Origin of the sequence: Halarchaeum nitratireducens (assembly GCF_017874695.1) — an archaeon.
GTDB classification, from domain to species: Archaea; Halobacteriota; Halobacteria; order Halobacteriales; family Halobacteriaceae; genus Halarchaeum; species Halarchaeum nitratireducens.
Genome location: NZ_JAGIKY010000016.1, coordinates 1 through 22,876 on the forward strand (window position 1 = coordinate 1; position 22,876 = coordinate 22,876).

Genomic DNA, 22,876 nt, shown 5'->3' on the forward strand with positions numbered 1-22,876 from the left:
TTGTCGTACACAGACTGGACTTCCTCATTCCTTCCGAAAGATGCCTCGATAAGCCGCCGCTATCACGCGGTTTCTCGCTTAACTAAAGACGGATGATGTCTCACCTCGTTCGAGAAATCCTCTCGACGACGTGCTCTGTCGGACAGCCCGTTCGGATTCGTAGCCACCGCTGGCGAAATACGCCGCCTCCTCTGGCAGCGACTCTTCGTATGCTGATGCCGTATGGGGAGCAGGACTCTTGTTCTCCCAGGTAACTTGCTGGCCGGGTTCGATTGTGATCTCAACAGGATCGAACCGAAGGTCACTCGTCATCGTGACTATTGGCTCCGGCGGGCCTCCCCCTCCGAGGCAGCCAGCAATTCCGGCCATCCCGGCAGTTAGCACACCCCCGCTCCGACGAAGCACCGTTCGTCGTGAGCAGCAATTCATTAGTCCAGCCCTCGTTTGGAGGGATCACCGCTCGGTTCGAGTTTCTTTATTCGCGTCGCTAGTGCCAGAAACGTCGCGGCAAGCGTCAGCGTCACTGCCGCGGCCGCTGCGAAGTCGTGGGCTTGCCCCGAGTGATCAATGATTCCGTTGACGAGTTCGGCCCGCAGGAACGTGTGATGGAACTCCCCAACGAGCGGCGCAAAGTAATCCACGATGTCGTTAAGCCCGTACCAGACGGTGGCGACGGCGACCGCACTGACTGAGAACTCGGCGTAGCGATAGATCAGGAACGACTGCAGACTCATCGCGAGATGGCTCACGATGAGAAACCAGTAGAGCCAGGGTTCGATATCGCCCGCCCCGTTGAGAACCAGCTGGACGAACGGCGTCCAAAGCCCGAGTTTGATGTTTCCGAAGAAGGCGAGCATATGGAGCCACTCGACGTCGTAGTCCAGTTTCCACGCGGCGAGACTAAGCGCGACGAACAGCGTCGCAGCGGGGCTGTCGGGGACGAACGGCCACATCACTATCGGGGTTTGGGCCAGCTGGAAGCGGTAGTACCAGAACCCGAACGCAGTCCCGGCCAGATTAATCGCGACGATGGCCCACGCGTACCGAAGTGCGAGGTCCTCGACGCGCCGGGGGAGCGGGGCGAGGTAGCTGGGCAGTCGATTCGTTGTCGCTGTAGGTACGGACGTCATTCGTCTCGCCGAATTACATCCCTGAGCTGTCGTTTCGCCGGTTCATCATGATGATCCCACTGAACAACATCAGGACTGCGAGCGCGACCATTCCGAGGTCCCAGGCCATCCCGGCGGTCATCGTCGAGCCCATGCCACCGCTCATCCCGCCATCCATTCCGCCGTTCATACCGGACTCCATCCCGCCACCCATTCCCCAGTTCATACTCCCGGTAACACCGACCAGTGCCTGGTTGAGCAACATCACGAGCGAGTAGCCGATCATCAGGGGACCACTCGCGTTCCCGAGCCGACTCGCGTAGGGCGTCAGCAGGACGACGCCGTGGACGACCACGACGACGCCGAGGAGTGCCATAAGGAGCCCGCTGTTCGAGCTCATCATCCCGCTGCCGGTTGTCGCGGAGAGCAGCGAGTAGACTCCCGAAACAAGTGCGATTGCCGCGCTGTACTGCCGTATCGTATCGCTCGTGTTCATCGTCTCCATTGTCAGACCCCGAGCATCATTCGAAGGGATCCACGGACGCCCATTGGGAGTCCGATCGCCCCGATGAAGAACGTCATGAGCCACCACCACGTGTGATTCATCTCGTCTTTCACGTCTGCGAGGTACCACACGATGCCACCGGTTACGAGGAGTTTGAGAACGAATGTTGACCCCGAGAATCCAGTCGCTTGATACACGAGATTCGTAACGACCAGCTTGGGGGAATAGCCGAGGAAGGTCACGCCGACGAGATTCTGCGCAGCGTCCCACATCTGCCCGAAAACGGCCAACAGGAACAGCGGATGGCGGAGATGTGCAATATCGACGAGGCTCGCCCCCCAGTAGTAGAGCGCGGTCACGCCGAGGGCGATCCCCGTCGTCGCAACAGGAACCCACAGGCGGAATGTCGCTGCCGTCGAGAGTCCATACCAGAGTGCCCACCCGACGGCTCCAATCGCCCAGACCGACCCGACGAGACCGACGATCGACGGGATGGACCCGATATTCCGATTGCGAGCGAGTGCGCCGACGCCGAGTGCGAGGACGGTGACGGCGGTAACGACGAAGTAGATCGAGGGCGTGATGAACCACACTGCGTAGTCGCCGAGCAGTCCGATATCCTCGAGGGCGCGCATCGCCCCGCCGGCGACGATGATTGGGGCGAACCCGTACGCGAGCCGCGCATCGAACGTGACATCGAGGTAGTCGAGATATGCCCGGAGTCCTGGGAGACTGTACACGACGGCCGCGAGATAGGCCACCGTGTTCACGGTGTTGTATCCGCGGACGGCCTGTATTCCCTTGTGTGTGACTGGCTGGCCGGCAGCGTCGGCGACGACCGGGCCCCAGAGATACTGCCAGACGAACCGGTCGTAGACGAGCGACGGGAACGCGAGGAGTGCGGCACCGACGAGGACGACCGGGGCAAGCAGATACAGCGCCCACCATTCTCGGGTGCCGGTGTCGGGGAGGACGGTTTCGACGCGCCCCGCAACGGTACTCACGATTCGCTCACCTCAATTCGCCACGTTGTGCTCTTCGAGCGCCCCCACTGTTCGAGCGACACGTCGGTGAGGTCGTCTTGGAGCTGGCTCAGATACTGTGCGACGGCTTTCGGTGACCCATCGAGGTCGCTGGCGATATCCCGAGCCCGAAGGTACGTGGGCTCAGTATCGGCGTTCTCGACGAGATACGCGTGTACCATGCGGCGGGAAATAGATGACATGAGTCGAGGGCAGTAGTGTTCAGCGGAGTTTCCCGAGCAGTTTGTAGTCGTGATCTGGGGTGTACCGCCGGAACAGCAGGCTGTTCGACAGCACCGACACGCTGGAGAACGCCATCGCGCCCGCGGCGAGCACGGGTTGCAGGAGACCGAGTGACGCGAGCGGGATCATCGCCGTGTTGTAGCCGAGCGCCCAGACGAGGTTCTGCTTGATCTTCGCGAGCGTCGCGTCCGAGATGCGGATCGCTTTCACGACGTCGACTGGGTCGTCGCGCATCAACGTGACGTCCGCGGCCTCGATGGCGACGTCAGTACCCGAGCCGATGGCCGTTCCAACATACGCGACGGCAAGGGCGGGCGCGTCGTTGACGCCGTCACCGACCATCATCGCCTGCCGCCCCTCGTCCTGGATGGACTCGACGGCGTCGGACTTGTCCTCGGGGAGGACCTCCGCGCGGACGTTCTCGGGGTCGATGCCGACCTGTTCGGCGACGGCGCGGGCGGTACGCTCGTTGTCGCCGGTGATCATCATCACGTCGACGCCGCGCTCCTGGAGCTGACTCACCGCGTCTTTCGCGCTCTCCTTGATCGTGTCGGCGTCCGCGACCACACCCACGAGTTCGCCCTCGTAGGCGACGAGCATCGCCGTCTTCCCCTCGTTCTCGAGGCGCTCCATCGTGTCCTGCGCGGGCGACGGGTTGATTCCGTTGTCACGGAGGAGCTTCCGATTTCCGACCAGGACCTCGCTGTCACCGACGGTCGCTTGGATGCCGTGGCCGGGGACGTTCTCGAAGTCGTCCGGGTCGGTCACGTCGATCCCCCGCTCTTCGGCGCCGTCGACAATGGCACGGGCAAGCGGGTGTTCGCTCGCATGTTCGGCCGTGGCCGCGAGCCGCAGGACATCCTCCTCACCGAGACGGTCACGAGCGGTCAGTTGGCCACCATCGGCAGCAGTATCGCCGCCATCCGTGAGCGGCTGTCCGTCACCGTCGAACACGACGACGTCGGTCAGTTCCATCTCACCTTTCGTGAGCGTCCCAGTCTTGTCGAAGACGACCGTATCGACGTCCTTCGCGCGTTCGAGGATGTCACCACCCTTGAACAGCACGCCATTTTGTGCGCCGATAGTCGTCCCAACCATCGTCGCGGCGGGCGTCGCCAGCCCCAGCGCGCAGGGACAGGCGATGAGCACCGCGGAGGCGAAGACGATAACGGCGAACTCGAAGACCGAGACGGCCCCACCTGCGACGGCTGGCCCGCCGGCGACGAGGCCCCACAGCGGGAGCCACTCGACGAAGCCGGCGAGCACCTCGGGGAACAGGAACCACACCAGCCCCCAGAAGACTGCGTTCCCGATGACCGCCGGCACGAAGTACGCAGAGATGCGGTCCGCAAGATTCTGGATGTCGGGCTGGCGCGACTGCGCCTCCTTGACCGTCTGCACGATCTGCTGGAGTGCCGTGTCCTCGCCGACCTTCGTCGCCTCCACGACGAGCACGCCGTTCTCGTTGATGGTGGAGCCGACGACCTCGTCGCCCTCGCTTTTCTCGACGGGGACGGATTCTCCGGTGACCATCGACTCGTCGACCGCCGACTGGCCGTCGATGACCACGCCGTCCGTCGGGATTTTCTCGCCGGGTCGGACCTTCATCCGGTCGCCGACCTCGACGTCTTCCAGCGGAATTTCCTCCTCGTTGCCGTCCTCGTCGACGACGGTGGCCGTCTCGGCTTCCATCTCCAGCAGTTTGCGGAGTGCTTCGCCGGCCTGGCCCTTCGAGCGGGCTTCGAGGTAGTTCCCGAGCGTGATGAACACGAGGATGAGCGCTGCGGTGTCGAAGTACAGGCCGCCCGCGATGAGCCCGGAGAGGACGGCGACGGAGTAGACGTACGCGGTGGTCGAGCCCAGCGCGATCAGCACGTCCATGTTGGCGCGCTTGTTGTTCACCAGCGCATTGTACGAGTTCTTGTAGAACGGCCAGCCGAGCACCAGCTGAACGGGCGTCGCCAGCAAGAACTCGACCCAGCCGAACTCGACACCAAAGACCGTCTCCGGGACGACCCCGCCGCCGAGGAGGTACTTCTCTAGCAGGAAGAAGAGAAGCGGAGCGGCGAGTACCGCACCAAACAGGGTCAGTCGAAGCTGTTTGCGGATCTCAGCCTGTCGCGCGGCGTCGCGCGCGTCCTCACCGGAGTCGCCGTCGGCGCTGTCCTCTCGGACGGGCGAGTAGCCCGCGCTCTCGATGGCATCGTAGAGTGCATCCAGCGACGTGTCCGCGGGGTTGTACCGGACTTGGGCTTCGTCGGTGGCGAAGTTCGCCTCGGCCGCGATGACACCTGGTGTGTTCTCTAGGGCAGTCTCATTGGTCTGTACACAGTTGGCACAGGTCATATCGGAGATGCCGATTGTCACGGTGTCAGACACCGCACCGTACCCGGCATCTTCGATGGCCTCGAATATCTCTTCGAGCGATACCTCGTCAGGGTCGTACTCGACGGAGCCCTCGTCAGTGGCGAAGTTCGCGTTCGCCTCGACAACGCCGTCGAGGGACTCGAGCGCATCGCCAACTGTCGCCGAGCAGTTAGCACAGGTCATCCCTGTGATGTCGAGATGTGCAGTTCGCGTTCCCATTCCTGTCCTATACTACGTGGTCCTTCCTTAGTGCAGTTACTGTTTCGAGACTAGGGCTTTAGACTGGTGTAGAATTTAGATTCAAAGGTCTACTTCCATTTCACCGCCGAAGGATGCCAATGTCGACCCCATCGACTCGGAGCGGAAACCGCGACTACAGCTTAGGCCCCTTCTTCGAGACGCTGATACTGGTCTTCGAAGCGACTACGGCACGACGGACAACAGAAGTGATAGACATCATCGTCGATTCGAACGGATTCGCCCTCGCTATCGACCGTATTCCCACACTCGGCACATGTGATTGCGAACTCAGTGCCGTCGAGTGAGGGCGTCCATTCGAGGTCATCGACGAGCGTCACCGAGTAGTCCGTCGATGGCGCATCTTCGAGGAGGCTATTGATCCACCGTCGAACGTTCTGCCCCTCCGCACGGCCGTAGAACCAGATTTTCCCCTCGGCAGTGACGAAGAGGTGTTCGATACCCTCCGCATCCTGGAGTCGGCTTCGAAGCGGCTCGATAGCCGATGTGTCGTTTTCAAACCGGACGAACACCGGAACGCCAGCTCGCAGCTGTGCCCGGTTCACGTCGATGGTGAAGCCGTTGATGATGTCGGCTTCCTCTAACCGTTTCACACGGTCCGAGACGGCTGGCCCTGAGAGATCCACTTTCTCACCGATGCTACTGAACGAGCGCCGTGCATCCTCTGCCAGTAACGAGAGGATCTCCATGTCTGTCTCGTCTAAATCACGCATATCTACGCATAGAACCCCCGCATCACAAGACTGTTTCCCAGCGTGAGATTTCGAATGCCATTTTCCAATACCGGATAGACTTTGGATTCGAAGCAGAAAATGACAAAGAGGTCCCTCTCGTATGTATCTGTGTATGTCGACGACCATCACCGTTGAGGGAATGACCTGCGGCCACTGTGAACAGACCGTCGAAGACGCGCTTCGAGAAGTGAGCGGCGTGACCGACGCGAACGCTGATAGAGAAGCTGAACAGGCGAGCGTCGATGGCGATGCTGACGTCACGGCACTCGTCCAGGCCGTCGAGGACGCTGGATACACCGCCTCCGCCTGAGAACCACCGGAACGCACGCCACCGACCGCCCCGCCGTTCTCGTTCGTTGCCGACCCTTTCGATGGCACCGCGCTGTATCAGGGTCTGGACAGCATAATAAGGGACGGCACCAAAACCCACGCCATGAGCAACAATCCAGACCACGAGACCTCCGAAAATCCCTCTAAAGAGGGCCACACCTCACATCAATCCGAAGGACCCGTCTACTGTTGTCGAATTTGCCGATTAAAAGCAGAGTCGGAACCACGAGCATCAGCCCACGCGTCATCAGAGCAGCATTCCCACTCTCCTGAGCACGAAGCACAACCTACGGCGGATGAGGCCCCCACGGAATCAGAACCCCCGGACGAACACGCGCAACACGAGCACGATGCCGAACACGCGCACCGCCCCGCTGCGGCCGAGCACGCTCACTCTACAGAAGCAGAGCACGTACACGACGAGCACGACCATGGTGGTAACGCCCACGAGAAGGGACACAGGGGTGGAAACGGGGACCACAGCGATCACACGGATCACTCAGGCCACGAGGCAATGTTCAGGCGACGATTCTGGGTGTCGCTCGCGCTCTCGGTGCCAGTCCTCATCTTTAGCGAATTCATTCAGGACGTCTTCGGCTATACGGCCCCTACGTTCCCCGGGAGTGCGTGGATAACGCCGGCACTTGCGGTCGTGATCTTCGCATACGGTGGTGTGCCCTTCCTCTCGATGGCCCGGACGGAACTGAAAAACCGCGAGCCGGGCATGATGATGCTCATCTCGCTGGCGATCTCGGTCGCGTTCGTCTACTCGGTTGCGAGTCTGTTTCTCGAAGGGACGACACCGTTTTTCTGGGAACTCGTCACGCTGATCGACATCATGCTGCTGGGCCACTGGGTGGAGATGCGGTCGGTCCGAGCAGCCTCAGGGGCGCTCGACGAATTGGCGAAACTCATGCCCGACACTGCCGAGCGCATCACAGAGAGTGGGGATACCGAGGAAGTGCCTGTCTCCGAACTCGGCGAGGACGACATCGTGCTCGTTCGCCCGGGCGCGAGCGTGCCTGCCGACGGCGAAGTCGTCGAGGGCGAGTCGTCCGTTGACGAGTCGATGATTACCGGCGAATCCAGACCAGTCGGGAAAGAGCCCGGATCAGAGGTGGTCGCCGGAACGGTCAATCAGGACGGGAGCCTCCGCGTCAAAATCACGAAGACTGGCGACGAGACGGCGCTTGCGGGCATCATGCGACTCGTCGAAGAGGCCCAACAATCCAAATCTCGGACCCAGTTGCTCGCCGACAAGGCAGCTGGCTGGCTGTTCTACGTGGCACTCGGCGTCGCGGCGATTACGGCCGTCGCGTGGGTCGTCGCCACCGGGTACAATATCACCGTCCTCGAGCGTGTCGTGACGGTCCTGGTTATCGCGTGTCCACACGCACTCGGCCTGGCCGTTCCACTGGTTGTCGCAATCAACACCTCGACGGCTGCCAAGAACGGGATGCTCATCCGCGACCGCATTGCCATGGAGGAATCCCGCAACCTAGACACGGTGATGTTCGACAAGACCGGGACCCTCACGAAGGGCGAACAGGGCGTCGTCGGTGTCGAGACGGCGGGTGACTGGAGTGAAGAGCGAGCGTTCGAAGTCGCCGCTGGTGTCGAGGGTGACTCCGAGCACATGATTGCTCGCGCCATCCGGGACGCCGCCGAGGAACGGAACGTCCAGCGAGCGAGCGTTTCGAACTTCGAGAACTTCCGCGGTCTCGGCGTCAGAGCCACTGTGGACGGCGAGACGGTGCATATCGGTGGACCGAACCTGATTGAGAAATTCGGTATCGAGCGGCCCAACGAAATCGCTGCCTTCGCGGAGGAAGCTGGCTCGAACGCAGAGACGGTTATCTACCTGGTTCACGACGAATCCGAAGTCGTCGCAGCATTTGCGCTGGCGGACGTTATTCGGGAAGAAAGTCGGCAGGCCATCGAGGCGCTACACGCGATGGACATCGAGGTGGCGATGCTGACCGGTGACTCGGAGGACGTCGCACGGGCTGTCTCGGAGGAACTCGGTATCGACCAGTACTTCGCGGAGGTACTCCCCGACGAAAAGGACACGAAAGTCGAAGCGCTCCAGTCCGAGGGGAAACTAGTCGCGATGGTCGGCGACGGCGTCAACGACGCGCCAGCACTCACGCGAGCTGACGTCGGTATTGCCATCGGTTCAGGGACCGACGTCGCCATCGAGTCTGGCGATATCATCCTCGTCGACAATAATCCGCTGGACGTGGTGCGGCTCATCAAGCTCTCGAAGGCGAGTTACCGGAAGATGCAGGAGAATCTCGTCTGGGCGACCGGCTACAACGTTTTCGCGCTCCCACTCGCTGCCGGAGTCCTCGCACCGATCGGCATCCTGCTGTCGCCGGCCATCGGTGCCGTGTTCATGTCGCTGTCGACGATCATCGTCGCTATCAACGCCCGTCGTCTCCGCAGCGCCGATATTTCCGTGCCCGACATTGGTGCGTGATCCCTATGGCACTCCAGGCGACACAGACATTGTTCAGCGTCGGTCTCCTATCTGGGGGACTCCTACTGGGTGGCCTCCTTGCTACCATCGTCAGTCCAACATTCCAGTTCTGGCCGCACGGAACGCGGAACTGGACATTCTGGGTGAGCTGGAGTGCGTGGATGCTATACGGTGTTGGTCTGGTCGGCGTTGCATACCTCGACTGGTGGCACTGGTACGAACCACCGGTGGTGGTGCAACTCGTCTGTGTGCTTGTTTTCGTAGCAGGCACAGCGCTGTCCATCTGGGCGATGTGGACACTCGGATTCTGGGAGAGCAGTGGTCTCGAAGGCCACCTTCAAACTGAGGGACCGTATCGCTTCTCTCGCAATCCACAGTACGTGGGGTTCATCGCCATGCTCGCCAGCGGAGGCCTCCTCGCAGGTTCGATTCAAACGGTCATTCTCGCCATCGGTGGAATCGTGTGGTTCCTGCTCGCACCACTCGCCGAAGAGCCGTGGCTCCGCGAGCAGTACGGCGACGCCTACGAGGAATATCTCAGATCGGTGCCGCGGTTCCTCGGCCGAACGCACCGCGAACCACCGCAGCAGGAACAGACCGACCGAACGAAGGGAGGGAACCAATGACCAGTGATTCACCACACCAGATCGAAGTCGGGGGTAGGACGATTCCATCCGGTGAGAAGTCTCAGTTCCGGTATGCCGTCGCGACAACGTTTCACGACGACGCGATTGAACTGCCAGTCACTGTCGTCAATGGTGACCAAGCGGGACCGACAGTCTGCTTGACAGCCGCAGTTCACGGCGACGAACTCAACGGGGTCAAGATCATCCAAGAGGTCGCAGCCGAGTACGAACCGAGTGATCTTCACGGGACGCTTGTCTGCCTCCACGTACTGAATGTCCCAGGATTTCTGGCCCAGCAACGGTACATCCCGATCTATGACGAAGATCTCAACCGCTCGTTCCCTGGCAGTGCTCGAAGTACGCTAGCAAAACGGCTCGCAAACACGATTTACGAGGAGTTCATCTCGAAGTGTGACATCGGGCTTGACTTCCACACGTCGACGCGCAACCGCACGACGATGTACCACGTCCGCGCAGATATGCGCGACCCGGCTGTGGAACGACTCGCCCGCGCGTTCGGCACGAGCGTCATCCTCGACGGCGAGGGTTCACGAGGGACACTCCGACACGTGGCCTGTCAGGACGGTATCCCCACGGTCACGGTTGAGATGGGGCGCGCCCATCGATTCCAGACCGCGCACCTCGACCGAGCGCTCCACTGTGTCGCGAGCGTCCTCGCCGAACACGAGGTCCTTCCCAACCAACCGGTGTCCTGGCCCGGGTGGACGCGCGTGGTCGCCCGCGACGGTGAGAAAACGTGGCTCCGTGCCGAAACTGGGGGGCTCGTCGAGATGGAGTGGGGCCCGCACCCTCTCGTTGAGGAAGACGAGCCGCTGTTCACGATTTCCGACCACTTCAAGAACGACATCGAGACGATTCGCGCTCCATCGACCGGCATCGTTGTCGGTGTCCTCGAAAATGCAGTGGCGTACCCGGGCCACCCGCTGTGTCACTTCGTGAGCGTTGACGAGGGAACCGCCGACATCATTCGCGACGACATTGAGCGGGGCGTGTTCGACGTCTACCGTGAAGGTGGATTCCAATGGCCCGAACCTCGCTGGTACGCCCACCACGAACACGAAACTGATTCAACACACTCTGAAAACACTCATGACACTGAACGAGAGAATAGAGACGACTGAGCCGTCTCATCCGATATTCGCGCGGCTGTATGATCCGGTGATGAAACCGGCAGAGAGAACCGTGCTTGCCGAACACCGCCGCTATCTCGTGGATGATATCGCCGGGGCGGTTCTGGACCTTGGTGCGGGGACAGGTGCGATGTTTCCGCACGTTAGAGAAGCAGCTGCTGACAGCGGAACTGTCACACTGTTCGCGATTGAGCCAGACCCACATATGCGCCGGAAAGCGCTCGAACGAGCACGCGACCTCGGGCTTGAAATCGAGATCGAAAGCGCCGGTGCAGAAGCACTCCCGTTCGCTGACGATTCCTTCGATGTCGTCATCGCGTCACTCGTGTTCTGTACCATCCCCGATTTTGATGCCACACTCTCCGAGGTGGCCCGGGTACTGAAGCCAGGTGGTGAGTTCCGGTTTCTCGAGCACGTCCGCGGGGAAGGCGCCGTGGGTATCGCCCACGACGTACTCGCGCCCGCATGGCACACCGTCGCTGGCGGGTGTCACCTGAATCGTGAGACGGACGAAATATTTCGAGACGACGATCGATTCGAACTCGTAGATTACACACGGCTGGAGGACATCCCGCGGATCGTTCCAATCGTCCGTGGGACGCTCAAACGCCGACGTATGGGTTCGATTCTTTCTCGTTTCGTGTGAGTAACCACGTCAGAGCGGCTTCGCTTTCGCAACGAGGATGACGTGCTGCAGGAACGGCAACGCACGGTGCGCGGCCCTCACCTGTTCGGTAATCGCCGTTGGATCGAGGTCATACGCTCGTAACAGTCGTTCGATGAGCGACCGAATCGGACTCCCGAGAAGCTGAAGGTACAGCGTCGTCCACTTCCGAAACCGCCCGACGCTGTGGTTCGTGATGTTCTCGACAGTCTTGAGTTCGAGATTCGCGTCTTCGAGACCGGCCGTGTACTGCTCGACCGCCCCTATTGACGGCATGTCCCACGCGTCTGCAAACGAGTCGACGAACCTCCGTTCTGTCTCAGTTACGTCGGACTGCACCACGAGGTCGGAGAGGACGAGAACTCCCTCCGGTTCGAGAACATCCGCGACCGCGGCGAAGACGCTGTTCCGGTCGGGGAGATAAACGAGGGCATCGATGGCTGTGCACGCGGTAAACGAGTCCGTCGCGAACGGAAGCTGTGTGGCGTCGCCGCCGACGAAATCGGTTTCGACGCACTTCCCGCGTGCGTTCTCGGTTGCCCGCTTGAGGTTGTACGGAACGAGATCCAGTCCAGTAACTCGGAAGCCGAATCGGTCGGCGAGGTGGATCGCCGGCCCCCCTCGGCCACAACCGACATCGAGGAGACGAACTCCGTCCGTTGCGGATAGATGTGACGAGACTCTCGATCCGACTTCCGTGACGAGTCGACGCTGACTCGATCCGACAATATGTGGCTGGTACCACTCCGAATAGCCGAGATTGAGGAACTCGTCAGTGTCGAGCAGGAGATCGAAGGCCCGCCAGATGTCGGCTCGTTCACCGCGGTAGGAGAACTGATCGGTGATTCGGTTGCGTAGAGTACTCTGATCCATCGGTCACCTATTCGAGTTCGGAAACCTCTGAATAGCAGTACTCAGATTCGTCGCAGTACGCGAGGTCGGTACACCCGCGAGGACGCTGGTAGTCGATTCCCTTGTGCCGTCGGAGATACGTCACGTATCCATCGTCGATACGGTCGAGGATGTCATGACAAATCCACTTCTCCCCAAACCAGTTGGCACCCAAATTCCGATACGGACAGAGAAAGATCGTCCGCTCGACTGAATCGACCTGTGGTGTCTCGACGATCCGGACGCCGACGAGGCGGTACGCCACGCGGAGGCGCTTGACGACCGAATCCGGTGTGTTTGCGCCGACGAAGAGAACATACGCGATCACGTATCCGATATCGTGGAGGAGTCGTCTAATCATCGTTCAGACCATCGTCTGCCGTCCCAAAGAATCTTGACCAGTTTCACTCGATCAGGCTCCTATATTTCGGCGTACACCTCATCCGTCTTCCCGTCACCGAGTGCGTAGACGATGAACGAGTCGGACTTGGACCCGCCCATTCCCGGCGACCCGGCCGGCATTCCGGGCAGCGCGATGCCGTCGATGGCCGGCTCTTCGTCGAGTAGCGTGGCGATAACCTCGGCAGGGACGTGTCCTTCGACGACGTATTCGTCGAGAACGAGCGTGTGACAACTCTGTAGTTCCGTGGGAATGTTGTGTTGCTGCTTGAGGGTAGTCACGTCCTCAGCCTCGGTTTCTTGGAGCGTCGTGTCGAGGTACTCCCGCAAGTACGACGCGTACTGTCCGCAACAGCTGCAGCCTGGCGAGCTGAACTGTTGGGCGTTCGTCACTGACAGCATCCCCTCGATTGCCCACTGGTCCTCACTTGGCGACCCCAGACAGCCGGCGACTCCGAGTGCGACGGTCGTCCCGCCGACCCGGAGTAGTCCACGGCGCGTCACATTCCGCTTCATACGTACTTCAGTTTGTCAGCAGGTATCTACAGTACGCCGACCTTTCCTGCGTATTGAGAACGGATGCAAACACGGCGGAGGGTATTAACCTTCGTTTTGCCCCAGAGACTGAGAAGATAACTACGCAGTACGTCCCACTTGATCCTATGAATTGGTCGTCAGGGGTTCGGCGCATAGAGCGCGTACAAGATTGAAAGCATTCCCGCTGCCGCGACTAGTGCAGCCACGAGACCTGCCTGGAAGATTGATACCTGGAGCAGTTCGAATAGCACTCCTTCGAGGAGCCCGCCGAGGCCAATTAGTGCGAACCCAAGGGCGACGTAGAGCATCAGCTGTGTTCCGTGGCGTTGGTAGCCGCGATAGGCTTGGTACGCGATGACCAGAGCCAACGCGGTCATGAACAGCTTGGCGATGACGAATAATGTGTGTTCCATGAATCAGTCTCCTCGCATGTTTTCGAAGATGGATGTAATCCGGTCCGCGGGATCCGGCCGGACATCGATATGGATGTCAAACCCCTCGTCTTGGAGGAGGACTTCGATACGTTCGAGACGTGCCTCATACTCCCGATAGTGCCGACCAGCGGGATCGACGTGCGTGTACTCTTCGAGAAGTCCTTGCTCGACGAGTGTGTTGACGCGACGGGAGACGGTTGGGCGTGACATATCGCATTCCTCGCTGAGTTCTTTTGCAGAGATTCGGTCCGTCTTCGTCGCCACGAGAATATCACGAGCGTACTCGTCGTCGAGTGTGGCAAAGACGGCTGGTGGGCTCAACTCCTCAGTCACACTCGCATACTCGTCCTAGTGGGGTAAAATAGCCGCCCGGTTTTCTGACTCAGAACACTGGCTTACCGGTATATCGTCTCTCCCTGCGTACACTCACTCGGTGAAGTAACAATGTCTACGATCAACTCTGGCGTCAACCAACTTGAGAGCAAGGTCGGCGGACTGACCGTCGGTGGACGTGTCCACAGCCTGAGCGCGTGGTTCGTGCTCGCGCTACGTCTCATGATGGGCTACGCGTTCGCGTACTCGGGATTCACGAAGATCGTGGCTGCCGAGCCGTTCTCGGCGGGTGGCTACCTGGCGAACGTCGCGGCGACCAACGGCAACCCCCTCGCGGGAATGTTCGCGTGGATGGGTTCGACCCCGTGGTTCGTCGAGTTCGCGAACGTAGCTGTCCCGTGGGGCGAGCTGTTCATCGGTCTCGGACTGCTCGTCGGCGCTGTCGTCCGCCTCGCGGCGTTCTTCGGCGCGCTCATGATGGTCATGTTCTACTTCGGGAACTGGGACATCGCCCACGGCGTCATCAATGGCGACTTCGCGTACATGCTCGTGTTCCTCGCGGTTGCGGCGTTCGGTGCGGGCCGCATCCTCGGGCTCGACAAGTACATCGAACAGTACGAGGTCGGCGGCGAGGCGCTCGTCGAGCGCTACCCCGTCCTCGAGTACATCCTCGGCTAACCACGCCGAACCATTTCAGGAGAAATATACATGACAAACTCAATTCAACCACGCGGTACTCGTTCCCTCGGACTGATCGTCGTCGGTGCGCTGACGGTCGCGGTTATCGGGGGTATGGCCCTGACGCACGCAGCCGTCCCGGACGCGGTGATGTGGGACTGGCACTACGGAATGTGGGACGACGGCCACATGACCGGCTGGGGGCTATGGGGATGGGGCATGATGCTGTTCGGCATCCTCTGGATGGCCCTCATCATTGGTCTACCCATCTATCTCGTCTATTGGCTGGCTACCCAATCTCAGGCTGACGGACCCGCCGAGGATAGAGCCCTCGTGACTCTCCGTGAGCAGTACGCCCGCGGTGAGATCGACGACGAAGAATTCGAACGCCGCCGTGGCCGCCTCGCGGCGAATCGCTAACATACGTCGCTACCGAAGAGGAGAGCTACTACCGACATCCTCCGAGATGGAAATCACACCCATCGCGGATTTTCAGATAATTCATGGACATTGGAGTAGCTGATCTGTACGAGAGAACCTACGCAGGCGCAGACTCTCCAATCTCGATGTACTGATGCTCCCACTCACGGCGAGCTTCGATTTCACGGCGGCCGCGGCGCGTGAGCGTATAGACGTTCGTCCGGCGGTCCTTCTCACCTTTCTCGACGAGGCCTTTCTCGACGAGCGTGTCCAGATTCGGATAGAGCCGGCCGTGGTTGATCTCCTGTTCGTAGTAGTCGTCGAGTTCGGCCTTTACTGCGAGCCCGTGTGGTTCCTCAAGCCCGGCGATCACGTACAAGATATCCCGCTGGAACCCGGTTAGATCGTGCATCCGTCCGTTCCCTATCTTTGAGGGGTGGCATATGTTCTCTCTGGTGCTCGAAGGCCAATATTCGATACGACGAGGCGAGAACCCTGCGTGAGAACTTCGAACCTTTATATAGTGGACAAGAGAAGTCCGCGATGGAATGTCTGACCTAATCGTCAAAGCAGCCGTGAAGGACGCACTCTCGGACCACAACGTCTCGGCAGATTTCTACGATTCCCTCAACGAAGAGGTCGCCGAACTGCTCGACGACGCCGCAGAGCGTGCTGAGGCCAACGACCGGAAAACGGTCCAGCCCCGCGACCTGTAGGCCTGCGTAACGCAGCCAAACCCGGCACTCGAACGTAGCTTTTTGAGGTTCCTGTTCAGAAGTTAGGAAACGGAGATGGCGGACGCACCGGATACCGAACGGCAGGCGGTCGAACCCGATGCGAGAGAAGTCCTTAGCGTGTCCCAGCTGAACGACCGGATCGCGTCGGTCGTCCAGGACACGCCTGCCCTCAACGGCGTCCGCTGTATCGGAGAGGTCACTGACCTCCACAAGAACAGTACGGCGCTCTACTTCACGCTCACCGACGGCGAGGCCGAGCTCCCCTGTATGATCTGGGCGAACCGCTATCGGAAAATGGACGCCGACCTCGAGGACGGCACCGAGGTCATCCTCGAAGGCGATATCGACTACTGGATAGAGGGCGGGAAAATCGATCTCAAGCCGTGGGAGGTGATCGTCGTCGGCGACGGCGACCAAGCAGCTGCTGTCGAGCGACTGCGAAGCGAACTCGAAGAGCGTGGCTGGTTCGACGACGAGCAGAAACAGCGCCCGCCGGCGTTCCCGGAGCGGGTCGGCGTCGTCACGTCCCTCCGGGGCGACGCTCGCTACGACATCCAGAGCGCGATCCACGAGCAGGACCCTACCGTCGACATCCTGGTGAAGGATGCGACCGTCCAAGGGTCAGAGGCCCCGACGTCTATCGCGAATGGGATTCACCATCTGGACCGCTCCGAGGACGTCGATTCGATTATCGTCGGCCGCGGCGGTGGGAGCGATTCGAACCTTCAGGCGTTCAACACCGAGCGGGTCGCGGAAGCGATCTTCACCGCGAACACCCCGATCGTCACGGCAATTGGCCATACTGACGACCGGCTAATCGCGGATCGGGTAGCGGATATGGCCGCGATCACACCGACAGCGGCCGGCGAATACATCGTGAAGTCTCGGAATGACTTCCTTGCTAGCGATATTGACCCCCTTGAGCAACAGCTTGAGGCTGCGTACGAGACCTTTGAACAGGAGCACGAACACGAACAGGAATTGGCCGAGGCAGTCGAAGAGGCGACCGCGCCTGAGGGTCTGTCGCCGGTTTACTACAAGGCCGCAATTGTCGTGCTGCTGGTGCTGTTGCTCCTCATTACCGCACTCTGGCTGGGGGTGATCTAAGCGATGGCGAAAGACTCGCATATCAGGAGTCGGATGAACCGCCTCGAGGAGATTATCGATCAACTCGACGCGAATGAGGTATCACTTGATGAAGGGAGTGAGCTGTACGAGGAAGGGCAGGAGTTACTGACTGAAATCCGCGAGCGACTCCACGAAGGCCAGGGCGAGGTCATCGAGATCGAATGAGGAACGGCAACGGTATCGACTGTCTCTCTCCGTTAACCAACAGACTTCCGTTGATCACGAGTTTGTTGGTTAAGGTCGCTGACCACGGCTACCCTTCAGGCTTAACTGCGATGTGCTCCCATCTCGAACCGTTCGGCGAAAATTCCAATGTTCCATAAGACGGCTCTGATATTCGGCGTCTACCTACTCGCGTGTGGTGTGGCGTGGATCCTCCACGAGTCCGCACACTACGCCGCCCACAGTCTCTATGCGGAATCGGTCTCGTTCGGTGTCAATCGACGTGGCCCATACGTCGACGCCGTTTACGCCCCGTCTGCTCCGACAGTCGCTATCCGACTCGGTTCGATCGCACCGACTCTCCTCTATACCCCTATTGTCGTACTCGGAATCATAGTCTATCTATCATCGTATCCGATTCCACAGCTGGATCCAGTCGGGTGGTCGCTTGTCGCCGTTCCCCTCGTGATTTTGATTTTTCCGACAGCTGCTGATATCCAAGCGTGTCTCAACGCCTCAGAATAGCGTTTCTTAACGTGTATTCGGTCTCCGTCAGACAAACACTTCATTAGTTACATAGTCAGATTTTAAGAAATTCACTGGCCGTCAGTATTTAGTAGATAAGACGCAAGTATGTGCAAATGTATCATGGCACAAGCCAGTCCCCGCAGTACCCCCCGTGAACCTGATACGGACGAGCGGTCCTCCGTGTCAATTGAAGCGTGGTTGGAGGCGGTCAGTAGAGAACTGGATCCCGCCGAGTGCGAGGGCCTCTCCGAACTCGGCATCTACTCGATCCACGAACACAGCAGCGCCCGCACGATCACCCTTCCCGAGGATGCGGACGAGTTCGAGGACGCGACGACGGTAAAGCAGTACTATTTCGAGGGCGAGGATTGCCCGCTTCTCATCGTTGCTCCGCTGCAGGTCTAAGTCGCCCTGTGGGTCGTAGATCAGCAGTCGGCGTCGTCTTCTTTGTGGTCGGAATAGAATTGGATGAGATACTGGAATCGGCCTGTATCACTCGTGAATGAGTCGAGTTCTTCCTGTAACCACTCGTATTTGTCCTGCGGGATTCGCATATTGATTCGGGCCACATCGTCGCTAACATCCGAGCCGGAGTTGCTGGCGCTGGTCGCTGTGTCTGCGTCTGACATTAGTTCGACCCAAGCTATGCGGTCGCATATATCCCAGTAGAATGAGAACTTCTCTAGAGAACTTGGAGAACTTTGAAGATCTCCAAATTCATTCAAATTTTCTGACCTCTTTTAGTCGTGCTATCCGTTCCCACAAACGATGTGTGCTAAGGTCCCCTCCGGCGAGACGCCGGCCAGTACTGAGGAATCGACGTCCGTCATTCGGATCATCCACAGGTCCATCGGCCCGATCCTGCTGGCGCTCCTCCCGCTGATCCTGTTCGTAGGGACGGCGGCCGCACAGTCGGATCCAGGGAGCGCATTCTGCGACTCGAACATGGCCGATACCATCCAGAACATCTTCACTATCATCCAGTTCGGTGGGCCGCTCATCGGCGGCGTCCTCGCGCTCGGCGCGACGGTGGCGATCCCGTTCACCCGTCGCTCGGACTGGAAGAAGGAGATGAAATCTGTCCGGAATCAGGGCCTGCTCTGGGGCGTGATCGTCGCCCCCCTCGGGACGGAGATCGTCCAGTTCATCCTGAACAACATCGTGGTCGGTGGCACGAGTTGTGGGTTCTAACTACGCAACAGGATTCGCACTCGTCATGTCCGCCGTCCTCGTCGCATCGACAGCCGCCGTTCCAGTGGGCGCCCATCCCCCGAATAGTACTGACCACGGCGTCCCGGAGGAGACCTTTCACAAACTGTGGTCGGGGGATCAAGACGGTGCGACCGACGGTGCGAATCTGAGTAACGGGTCGGCGGTCGAGCAGCTTGGCGAGGGGACCGATGTCCCGTTCGATTCGCCCCCGCGGGCGGTCGAGCAATGGAATCGGGGCGACCACCAGGAGTTCCCGGCGACCAACAGCTCCGTGTCGATCCATCCACCAGATGCGGACCTCACCAGCGACCAGTTCATCAAGGAAGCCTATACTGAGGTGTTCGCCGTCCAGCCGTCCACCCGAGCGCGCCTCTCGTCGTCCAGACAGCCGCTTTACGTCGCTCCAGACGGGACACTCCGCGGCACCATCGACTACCGGGTGGCAGTGCCGCCTGACGACACCTCCGGCGATCGACGCGTCTACTGGAGTCTGGAGAGCCACCAGGTTGAGGAGACGAGACTCCTCGTCGACGGCGACGAAGAGACGACGGCTGGCGGTTCCCACACGCCGGCACTGTCGTACTCCTTGGATGGGTACGCCGGCGAAGACCATCAGCTCACGCTCCAGGCGAACATCTCGGTCCGGCTTCGGAAGGAGGTCGAAGTTTGTACCGCCCACAACGACGAGGGCGACTGCACCAACTGGGAGAGTTCCGTTTCATACCCGACCGAGACCGTCACGGTGACTGATTCCCTTGAGGTCACGAAGTACGACCTCGCGGTATCAGGGTTCATCGCGGAGTATCCGAACGGTGATCTCGGCCTCGTCGTTTACAAGAACCAGCCGTGGCTCGGCTACCAGTTGCCCAACGGTGATGTCCGAGGTGTCTGGCGGTTCTACTCAGCCCGAGACAAGGACTGGGATACGCTGGTCTACAGCTCGGACGACGGACAGCGGACCGCCCACTCACCGCTCCATCCACTCCAGGTGAACGCGTACCCCATCGAGACGGGGCCAACGCCGTCGCCCCGCCGGAACGTGACGATACTGGATGTGTACGGGACGTCGACGTCGCCGCCGACGCTCCCGTCGAACGTTCACCTGGACATTCTCACGGAGCCGTACACGGCCAGCTACGGCATCGCGACGCGAGCCACGACCGACGAACAGCCCGAAACCGTCCGTGCGTGGGGACTCGTCAGAGGGGTTGAGGCGGAACGGCCCGGCGATGAGTTCGCTCGAATCCAGATTGACGAGAGCAACCTCACCCTTGGGGTGGTGAACCAGACCGAAGACACCGTCACCGTCCGGGTGACGCTCCTGAACGCGAATACCGACGCACCAATCAATACCGGCGAACGGGACGGCTACGTTGTCGTCAACGGGCAGCGGGTGAACACGACCGGGAACGGAACCGTCACGACGACGATTGAACGTTCCCCTGGCGGTGTGTCGGCCCGATACGAACCCGGCCACTGGTGGCTCAATCCTCCCGGCTATACCGGCGACTCGGATACCGTCCTGCTGCAAGGCTCAGTGCTCCAGCTGGTGTCGACGCTGTTCCGGATCGGCGTTCCCGTCTCGCTGTTCCTCCTTGCAGTGTTCTTCATCGATCGGATTACAGGGTGGCGTATCTGGCCCCCGTGGAGGTCACTATAATGATCAGAGAACATTCAGAATCCCATGACCGGAATTCGGAACGGTGGATTAGTCGACGCCGTCTTTTGGCTTCGTCTGGAACAGTCCTGCTTACAGGAGTAGCAGGGTGTTCCGGAACCGATGGTCCCGGCAACCAGACTGAATCCCCAACAGGTTCGTCCTCAACGTCGCCGTCTACAGATTCGGTATTTGAGGAAATCAGCTTCGCGGGACCCAACCTTGTGGTGACGCTGGCTGATGATCACGATGTCGACCAACTCAATCTGATTGGCCCAGATGGTACTACGTTCGAACAGTCAACCGTTGCACAGGGAGCTACAGGAGTCGAAATACAGATCGTCTTCAAGACTGGTGGGACGTACTCTGCCGGCGAGTACGAGTTAGTCGCCGTTACCGGGGAGTCGTCTGAGTCGATGTCGCTGGAGCTTCGGCCCGATATCCAGATCGTCGATGTCGAGCCGGAGTTCGATGAAGATGATGGCTACAGTAGCGGTCGGCTCTTTGTGACGGTCGAGAACGTCGGTACTGCCCCCTCTTGGGTGTATAATATTGGCTTCCGGAATGCGCCGTATCGGAACGCACCTGAGGTCATCGAAGGAGACGGCGTTGCTGATACAACGTTCGAGCGTCCAGAGGCGAGCGAAGAATTCCTCAGCCCCGGTACTGAACGGGAATTCCTGAAACAACGGGGTGTTCTCGTCATCGATGACAACGACGATGTCTCATGTGAGAGTGATACTGCAGAATTAACCGTCGTTGTTCAGACCCCACACGGGGATATTGAGCAACCAATTCGGGCGGAACTGTCCGGTGGATACCACATCAACGACCAAGGCGCGATCCAACACCCGTGTAAAGACGTCCAGATTGAACTACTGGACGGGGGTGGAGACAATGCGTAGTCTCGTTCGATTCCTCATTCGCTCTATCGTCGTCTTCTTCGGGCTACTGAGTACGGGCACTGCTCCGGTTTTAGCTCAAAGTGACGGGGGCAGCGATGGCGGTGCCCTTGGAGACATTATCATCAACGCTATCCAAGAACTCCTTGAGATACTCTTCAGCCCCATAGAGACCGTCATCGAGAACCACGGTGATGCAGTCTTGCGGACAGTGGTGGGTACTCCCCATCCAGATTCGGTGTTCAATCAGCCGACGAACGCAGCGTGGCCCGGAATTTACGACTACTATTGGGAGATGATCATCCCGCTTTCGCTATCTCTGTACGGCCTCTCAATCGGCATTGTCATATTCCTTGAATCGACGAGTCACTTGTTCAACGGATACCACCGTTCGAAGCTCAAGAAACGCGCCTTCGCCGGACTTCTCGGTATTCTATCGTGGTGGTGGATCGCAGCGCTATCGTTGCGGTTGATGGATGCATTAGCTGGGTTCCTCGTCCCCTCGGTGTCAGAGATCTCGCTATTCCAGACGCTGTCGTTCACTGGGATGGGCGTGCTCGGCACGGTCGTGGCTCTCTCAACGAATTTGCTCCTATTCGTGTTGATCGGCCTGATTTACCTCGCGAGACAGTTGGCACTCTACCTATTCGTGTTCCTGATGCCACTACTCATTGTATTCTGGATCCCTGGCGTCGGGCCGTTCGCCCTAGTCTCGAAATTCATGAAGAAGTTGGCCGGGTTCTATGTCCCCTTCCTGTTTATGACGGTCCCAGTTGCTCTCTTGTTCCGTCTCGGGGACATCTTGGGAACGAGTTTCGGCCCCTCAGCTGGTGAGTTCGGGGCTTGGTTGACGGCACTCGTTATCCCGCTTCTCGCCGTTGCCTCTCCGTTTGTTTTGTTCTGGCAGGCCGGGGCGTTGTTCTTCATCGCCGACAGGGCGGCCAGACATATGTCTGCTGAGAAGGCCCGTAGTCGGTTGTCTAGAGGGCGTGAACAAGTCCAATCGGCCAAACAGGGTGGGAGAAACTTCGTTCGAGGAGTGCGCGATGAGCCCGCAGTCAAGAGCGGTGGCCAATACGTCTTGAACTCTGGTGATTCGAGAGCCCACTCTACCGGCCAACGACTCAATACGACTGGCTCTCGCCTCCGTGAAGCGCTCACCGACGGCAGTGGTGGAGGGGGAGGAAACAGCGGAGGCGGAGACCTCGACGGCGGAAGTGATGGTTCTACGGCCGGCTCCACCACCAGCGAGGATAGTAGTGGGAACGATGGAAGCGAGGAGTTCGATCGAGACGATGCGTTCCGGGACCCCCAGACTCGGAACCGGGATCGAGATTCAGCAGATGACCCGCCACGCTACATCCACTAAC

The 22,876-nt window shown here is 59.7% G+C and carries 29 protein-coding genes; 15 read left to right on the forward strand and 14 right to left on the reverse strand.

The features are described from left to right. Nucleotides 1–78: 78 nt before the first annotated feature. From J2754_RS16765 to J2754_RS13990, 7 genes are all read right to left on the reverse strand, one after another. A complete protein-coding gene (locus J2754_RS16765) occupies nt 79–429 on the reverse strand; it encodes a cupredoxin domain-containing protein (RefSeq protein WP_425350999.1) in 351 nt (116 codons plus the stop codon). Beyond that, the gene (locus tag J2754_RS13965) at nt 429–1,130 is read right to left on the reverse strand and encodes a DUF1405 domain-containing protein (protein WP_211087805.1); all 702 of its coding nucleotides are present in this window, start codon (nt 1,128–1,130) and stop codon (nt 429–431) included. Before J2754_RS13965 ends, J2754_RS16765 begins: the two co-directional genes overlap by 1 nt. 13 nt (nt 1,131–1,143) lie before the next feature. Then, nucleotides 1,144–1,614, reverse strand: coding sequence for a hypothetical protein (locus J2754_RS13970; RefSeq protein ID WP_211087806.1), 471 nt, complete (start codon nt 1,612–1,614; stop codon nt 1,144–1,146). A 2-nt stretch (nt 1,615–1,616) separates the two neighbouring features. Continuing rightward, entirely contained in the window at nt 1,617–2,618 is a 1,002-nt protein-coding gene (locus tag J2754_RS13975) for a DUF63 family protein (protein ID WP_211087807.1), read from the reverse strand. After that, the gene (locus J2754_RS13980; RefSeq protein WP_245333057.1) at nt 2,615–2,818 is read right to left on the reverse strand and encodes a DUF7123 family protein; all 204 of its coding nucleotides are present in this window, start codon (nt 2,816–2,818) and stop codon (nt 2,615–2,617) included. The genes J2754_RS13975 and J2754_RS13980 overlap by 4 nt, the downstream gene beginning before the upstream one ends. A gap of 40 nt (nt 2,819–2,858) precedes the next feature. Next, a complete protein-coding gene (locus tag J2754_RS13985) occupies nt 2,859–5,465 on the reverse strand; it encodes a heavy metal translocating P-type ATPase (protein WP_211087809.1) in 2,607 nt (868 codons plus the stop codon). A gap of 161 nt (nt 5,466–5,626) precedes the next feature. Continuing rightward, nucleotides 5,627–6,217, reverse strand: coding sequence for an AsnC family transcriptional regulator (locus J2754_RS13990; RefSeq protein ID WP_211087810.1), 591 nt, complete (start codon nt 6,215–6,217; stop codon nt 5,627–5,629). A gap of 133 nt (nt 6,218–6,350) precedes the next feature. Here J2754_RS13990 and J2754_RS13995 point away from each other — a divergent pair, with 133 nt between their 5' ends. From J2754_RS13995 to J2754_RS14015, 5 genes are all read left to right on the forward strand, one after another. Then, nucleotides 6,351–6,548, forward strand: coding sequence for a heavy-metal-associated domain-containing protein (locus J2754_RS13995; protein ID WP_211087811.1), 198 nt, complete (start codon nt 6,351–6,353; stop codon nt 6,546–6,548). Between the two features lie 534 nt (nt 6,549–7,082). Next, nucleotides 7,083–9,047 (forward strand): copper-translocating P-type ATPase, encoded by a 1,965-nt coding sequence (locus tag J2754_RS14000; protein WP_245333066.1) that lies wholly within the window; start codon nt 7,083–7,085, stop codon nt 9,045–9,047. Nucleotides 9,048–9,052: 5 nt separating this feature from the next. Then, complete coding sequence (locus J2754_RS14005; RefSeq protein WP_211087813.1) at nt 9,053–9,673, forward strand: methyltransferase family protein; 621 nt, start codon at nt 9,053–9,055, stop codon at nt 9,671–9,673. After that, nucleotides 9,670–10,815 carry a succinylglutamate desuccinylase/aspartoacylase family protein gene (locus J2754_RS14010; protein ID WP_211087814.1) on the forward strand — a complete coding sequence of 382 codons (1,146 nt, stop codon included), beginning with the start codon at nt 9,670–9,672 and terminating at the stop codon, nt 10,813–10,815. The genes J2754_RS14005 and J2754_RS14010 overlap by 4 nt, the downstream gene beginning before the upstream one ends. Beyond that, nucleotides 10,784–11,470 (forward strand): class I SAM-dependent methyltransferase, encoded by a 687-nt coding sequence (locus J2754_RS14015; protein ID WP_211087815.1) that lies wholly within the window; start codon nt 10,784–10,786, stop codon nt 11,468–11,470. The genes J2754_RS14010 and J2754_RS14015 overlap by 32 nt, the downstream gene beginning before the upstream one ends. A 9-nt stretch (nt 11,471–11,479) precedes the next feature. Here the strand turns inward: J2754_RS14015 and J2754_RS14020 are convergent, their stop codons facing one another. The 5 genes from J2754_RS14020 to J2754_RS14040 form a co-directional block, all read right to left on the reverse strand. Next, complete coding sequence (locus J2754_RS14020) at nt 11,480–12,361, reverse strand: class I SAM-dependent methyltransferase (protein WP_211087816.1); 882 nt, start codon at nt 12,359–12,361, stop codon at nt 11,480–11,482. Between the two features lie 7 nt (nt 12,362–12,368). After that, complete coding sequence (locus tag J2754_RS14025; protein WP_211087817.1) at nt 12,369–12,740, reverse strand: hypothetical protein; 372 nt, start codon at nt 12,738–12,740, stop codon at nt 12,369–12,371. 59 nt (nt 12,741–12,799) lie between these two features. Beyond that, nucleotides 12,800–13,294, reverse strand: a complete 495-nt coding sequence (locus J2754_RS14030; RefSeq protein ID WP_211087818.1) for a DUF411 domain-containing protein — start codon at nt 13,292–13,294, stop codon at nt 12,800–12,802. Between the two features lie 158 nt (nt 13,295–13,452). Next, complete coding sequence (locus J2754_RS14035) at nt 13,453–13,728, reverse strand: DUF7521 family protein (protein ID WP_211087819.1); 276 nt, start codon at nt 13,726–13,728, stop codon at nt 13,453–13,455. A gap of 3 nt (nt 13,729–13,731) precedes the next feature. Continuing rightward, a complete protein-coding gene (locus J2754_RS14040) occupies nt 13,732–14,082 on the reverse strand; it encodes an ArsR/SmtB family transcription factor (RefSeq protein WP_211087820.1) in 351 nt (116 codons plus the stop codon). A gap of 111 nt (nt 14,083–14,193) precedes the next feature. Here J2754_RS14040 and J2754_RS14045 point away from each other — a divergent pair, with 111 nt between their 5' ends. Together J2754_RS14045 and J2754_RS14050 are read left to right on the forward strand one after the other, a co-directional pair. Next, complete coding sequence (locus J2754_RS14045) at nt 14,194–14,760, forward strand: DoxX family protein (protein ID WP_211087821.1); 567 nt, start codon at nt 14,194–14,196, stop codon at nt 14,758–14,760. A gap of 30 nt (nt 14,761–14,790) precedes the next feature. Beyond that, entirely contained in the window at nt 14,791–15,180 is a 390-nt protein-coding gene (locus J2754_RS14050) for an SHOCT domain-containing protein (protein WP_211087822.1), read from the forward strand. Nucleotides 15,181–15,298: 118 nt separating this feature from the next. On the opposite strand, the gene J2754_RS14055 is transcribed toward J2754_RS14050, so the two are convergent. Beyond that, on the reverse strand, nt 15,299–15,592 hold the full coding sequence (locus tag J2754_RS14055; RefSeq protein WP_092893800.1) for a PadR family transcriptional regulator: 294 nt from the start codon (nt 15,590–15,592) through the stop codon (nt 15,299–15,301). 136 nt (nt 15,593–15,728) lie between these two features. Here J2754_RS14055 and J2754_RS14060 point away from each other — a divergent pair, with 136 nt between their 5' ends. The 4 genes from J2754_RS14060 (at nt 15,729) to J2754_RS14075 (ending at nt 18,140) form a co-directional block, all read left to right on the forward strand. Beyond that, nucleotides 15,729–15,896, forward strand: a complete 168-nt coding sequence (locus tag J2754_RS14060) for a DUF1931 domain-containing protein (RefSeq protein WP_211087823.1) — start codon at nt 15,729–15,731, stop codon at nt 15,894–15,896. Nucleotides 15,897–15,971: 75 nt separating this feature from the next. Beyond that, the gene (gene xseA, locus J2754_RS14065; RefSeq protein WP_211087824.1) at nt 15,972–17,024 is read left to right on the forward strand and encodes an exodeoxyribonuclease VII large subunit; all 1,053 of its coding nucleotides are present in this window, start codon (nt 15,972–15,974) and stop codon (nt 17,022–17,024) included. Nucleotides 17,025–17,027: 3 nt separating this feature from the next. Continuing rightward, nucleotides 17,028–17,210: an exodeoxyribonuclease VII small subunit gene (gene xseB, locus J2754_RS14070; protein ID WP_211087825.1), complete on the forward strand. Its 183-nt coding sequence runs from the start codon at nt 17,028–17,030 to the stop codon at nt 17,208–17,210. Nucleotides 17,211–17,915: 705 nt separating this feature from the next. Further along, nucleotides 17,916–18,140, forward strand: coding sequence for a hypothetical protein (locus J2754_RS14075; RefSeq protein WP_245333058.1), 225 nt, complete (start codon nt 17,916–17,918; stop codon nt 18,138–18,140). Between the two features lie 20 nt (nt 18,141–18,160). On the opposite strand, the gene J2754_RS14080 is transcribed toward J2754_RS14075, so the two are convergent. Then, nucleotides 18,161–18,364, reverse strand: a complete 204-nt coding sequence (locus J2754_RS14080; protein ID WP_211087827.1) for a hypothetical protein — start codon at nt 18,362–18,364, stop codon at nt 18,161–18,163. A 139-nt stretch (nt 18,365–18,503) separates the two neighbouring features. Between J2754_RS14080 and J2754_RS14085 the strand changes: the two genes are divergently transcribed. The 4 genes from J2754_RS14085 (at nt 18,504) to J2754_RS14100 (ending at nt 22,875) form a co-directional block, all read left to right on the forward strand. Continuing rightward, nucleotides 18,504–18,926 (forward strand): hypothetical protein, encoded by a 423-nt coding sequence (locus J2754_RS14085; RefSeq protein WP_004594540.1) that lies wholly within the window; start codon nt 18,504–18,506, stop codon nt 18,924–18,926. Nucleotides 18,927–18,951: 25 nt separating this feature from the next. Further along, a complete protein-coding gene (locus J2754_RS14090) occupies nt 18,952–20,607 on the forward strand; it encodes a DUF8186 domain-containing protein (RefSeq protein WP_211087828.1) in 1,656 nt (551 codons plus the stop codon). Between the two features lie 224 nt (nt 20,608–20,831). Continuing rightward, on the forward strand, nt 20,832–21,509 hold the full coding sequence (locus J2754_RS14095; protein WP_342590130.1) for a hypothetical protein: 678 nt from the start codon (nt 20,832–20,834) through the stop codon (nt 21,507–21,509). Further along, the gene (locus tag J2754_RS14100; protein WP_211087830.1) at nt 21,502–22,875 is read left to right on the forward strand and encodes a TrbL/VirB6 family protein; all 1,374 of its coding nucleotides are present in this window, start codon (nt 21,502–21,504) and stop codon (nt 22,873–22,875) included. The genes J2754_RS14095 and J2754_RS14100 overlap by 8 nt, the downstream gene beginning before the upstream one ends. The last annotated feature ends 1 nt before the right edge of the window (nt 22,876 follow it).